Below are 4,068 nucleotides of genomic sequence, written 5' to 3'. Positions count from 1 at the left end.
TTGCCCACTCTCACCTACTTGTCCCATATAACGGATGACTTTTGCAAGAGGTCTATTAATGAAAATGCCTGAGTCCCTTTATCAGCTAGATTCGGTGCATTGCTTGACATAATTACCTCTCATCCCTGTAAAATAAGCCCTCTTTGACCATAATCATCTGATTGAATGTCCCATTTCAACATCAGCCATATCCGTGTATTACACCGTATAAACGTGAAGAGCGCTTTTTTACCATGTAATACACGGAGCAACCTGATCTCATGTAACCGCCTCTGGGTGAATTCAATTTCTTTTCATGTCATACAAGGAGAAAGCTACTTTTTAATTGTAGCATTTAATACGCAGTCACTCAAAAGCTTTCGCCTTGTATGACACGGTAGATGCACAATCAGGTTGTTTCCTTGGACATCGATTCGTAAGAGAATTAATTTTTACCTATTCGCTTACCACCATACGCACACCCCTCCCCACAACATGTCTTACAGACTACAGGAATTTGGTGCATCATCAGCGATCGCCCGATTCCTTTCCCCTCAAACGATTAATTCCTCTTCGACTCTAAAAATCAGCGAACGTACAGTGAATAATTCCGGTCACTCACCTTTTGCAATGGCGCTCATTCAAGGATTAAGCGAACAGCTTGAAGGAGAGAAAACCTTAGTAGCAGATTTGAGCAAAGATGGTGTCATTACAGCACCCGAACTTTACATTCACCTGCGCGATTCTGTCGAAAAATGGTCTAATGAATTCCAAACCCCTGGATTGTGGCCTTTACCACAACACGATAGGGGTGAGTTTATATTCACAAAACCAAATTTTAACCCCAATCAACTCACACCTGCCCCAGAACTAGATGAAAATAACAATCCCTATCGCGGTTTGAAGCCTTATGATGAAGAACACGCCCGATTTTTCTTCGGTAGACAAGAGGTAATTCAACAATTATCTGTTTGGGTTTCTCAACCAGGTCATCAGTTAACAGCAGTTGTAGGAATTTCTGGTTCTGGGAAATCTAGCCTTGTGAAAGCAGGGTTAATTCCTTACCTCCGTAAGAATAAAGAGTGGCAGATTCTTGAACCTATGCGTCCTGGGGAGTATCCTTTTGCAGCTTTGGCAAGGACAATTTTAGCGATCGCGAATGAAGCTTTCACCACTGAAATAGAACAAATTAATTTTCTGAATACAGCTTGCCAAGAAAAAGCTGAGCAATTTGAGAGCCTTGCTACTATTTGGAATAATGTTAGTTTAGATAAGAAACTATTATTACTCATTGACCGTTTTGAGGAATTGAAAACTGCGTGCTGCAATTCAAATGAGGAGCAGCAGCTAGAGAAACTAAAAAATACAGTTCAAGACTCTCTAAAGAATTTAATTGCCAGTTTACAAACAGAACGTCAAGAATTAATTAATATAGTAACTTCTTGGAGCCAAGCTCACCCCAATGTCAAACTTTTACTGATTATTGACCAGTTTGAAGAGCTAATCACTCTCAGCCACAATAGCAAAGAAGATAATAACCAAGAAGACAAAAAAGAGTGGCAGCAGTTTTTAAATCTGCTAGCACAGACTCTGAAATCTTGTCCTCATCTTTGCTTGGTGCTAACTTTGCGCTCTGACTTTGAAACGCGCTTCATTGGCTCACCTCTAAATGCCTACTGGGTAAAAGCCCGCTTCCCAGTACGACCGATGAGATCGGACGAATTACGGCAGGCTATCGTGGGACCAGCATCGGAGATGGCATTATATTTCGAGCCACCAAATTTGGTAGACCGATTGATTGATGAAATCGGGCAGATGCCTGGAGCGTTGCCTTTGTTATCTTTTACCCTTAGTGAATTATATATTAAGCTTTACAACCAATCAAAAGGTCAGGAAAAACCCCAGCGTACCTTAACTATAGATGAAAATTTTGAGCGTCAAGGTGGAGTAGCAGGTTCAATCACTAGTAGAGCTAATGCAGAATACGCTCTTCTAGCAAATGATGCAGAAAGAACCACCATGCAGCGCGTGATGCTGCGGATGCTTACTATTGAAGGTTGGGAAGCTTCCCGGCGACAGGTACCCGATTCAGAATTGGTATATCCCAACCTTGAAGAAAACCAGCGAGTGACGAAGGTGATTGAGCATTTGGTGCAAGCTCGCCTAGTTGTCAAAGGACGGGAAACAGGGGAACCTTATGTAGAACCAGCCCATGATTTTTTAGTGCGGGGTTGGGATATGTTGCAGGATTGGATCAAAGAGAATCGAGATGATCTAATGCTACAACAGCGTTTGACACCTGCTGCTAACGATTGGGATCACAATGGCAGACGTAGGGATCTTCTCTGGTCTGATGGCGATCGCCTCAGACAGTTGGAAAAAATATCGGCATCACCTTATAACTGGTTGAATAGGCGAGAGACGGACTTTATTGAGAGTAGCATTCAGCAGGTTAAAGAACACCAAGCAAGGGAAAACCTTTTAAACGAAGCTAAGAAAATCTCTGATGTGATACAAAACGAACCCTTTGATGCCTTGATTCGGTCCATCAAAGCGGTAGGTCAAAATTTAGAACAATTGCCAAACCAAGTTCTAGATCGGGTTCAGTTCAATCTTCATACTGCAATGGAAATGGCCAGAGAATCAAACATCTTGCAAGGGCATAAAGATTCTGTCAGTTCAGTTGCTGTAAGTCCGGATGGGAAGATGATTGTCACTGGCAGTCATGATAAGACTGTGCGGTTGTGGGACATTCAGGGCAATCCTATTGGTCAACCATTCCAAGGGCACGCTCATTGGGTCAGTTCAGTCGTTATAAGTCCGGATGGGAAGATGATTGTCACCGGCAGTGGTGATAAGACGGTGCGGTTGTGGGACACTCAGGGCAATCCTATTGGTCAACCATTTCGGGGGCACAATCTTGGGGTCAGTTCAGTTGCCATAAGTCCGGACGGGCTGCTGATTATCAGCAGCAGTCAAGACAAGACGGTGCGGTTGTGGGACATTCAGGGCAATCCTATTGGTCAACCATTCCAAGGGCACGCTCATTGGGTCAGTTCAGTCGTTATAAGTCCGGATGGGAAGATGATTGTCACCGGCAGTGGTGATAAGACGGTGCGGTTGTGGGACACTCAGGGCAATCCTATTGGTCAACCATTTCGGGGGCACAATCTTGGGGTCAGTTCAGTTGCCATAAGTCCGGACGGGCTGCTGATTATCAGCAGCAGTCAAGACAAGACGGTGCGGTTGTGGGACATTCAGGGCAATCCTATTGGTCAACCATTCCAAGGGCACGATGGTTGGGTCAGGTCAGTCGCTATAAGTCAGGATGGGAAGATGATTGTCACCGGCAGTGATGATAAGACTGTGCGGTTATGGGACATTAATGGCAATCCCATTGGTCAACCCTTACAGCATGAAGATGTTGTGACTTCAGTCGCCTTTAGGTGGGATGGGCAGATGATTGTTAGCGGTAATCAGGACAACAAAGTGTGGTTATGGGATATCAAGGGCAATCGTATCGGTCAACCCTTCCAAGGGCATACACTTTTTTATGTTAACTCAGTCGCTTTTAGTCCGGACGGACAGATGATTGCTAGTGGCGGTGATGACGAGACGGTGCGATTATGGGACATCAACGGCAATCTGATTAGGAAACTCGTCCGAAAGCATAATTCTACTGTCAATTCAGTAGTCTTTAGTCCCAATGGACAAAAAATTATCAGTGGTCATAGTGACCACACGGTGTGCTTGTGGGACGTTCAGTTCCATCCCGTTGGTCAACCCCTTCAAGGGCATAATTCTACTGTAAATTCAGTCGCCGTAAGTTCAGATGGGCAATTGATTGTTAGTGCTAGTCGGGACAAAACAGTACGGTTATGGAACATTCAAGGTAATCTCATTAGAAAACTTTCTCAAGAGAATAATTCTAATGTAAGTTCAGTCGCTTTTAGTCCAGACGGGCAATTGATTGTTAGTGCTCATTGGGACGACAAAGTACGGTTATGGGACATTCAAGGTAATCTCATTAGAAGACAATACGGTTCAGTTAAGGCTGAAAGTTTTTGGGAGAATGTGAAATTTGGGAGC

General features: G+C 44.0%; 1 pseudogene. It reads left to right on the top strand.

Features of this window, described 5'->3' with window-relative positions:
• Positions 1 to 474: 474 nt before the first annotated feature.
• Positions 475 to 4,068, top strand: a pseudogene (locus DP117_RS33665) (hypothetical protein); the annotation flags it as partial.

The sequence above is a fragment of the Brasilonema sp. UFV-L1 genome (genome assembly GCF_012912105.1).
GTDB lineage: Bacteria > Cyanobacteriota > Cyanobacteriia > Cyanobacteriales > Nostocaceae > Brasilonema.
This window is presented reverse-complemented; position numbering and strand designations above follow the sequence as displayed.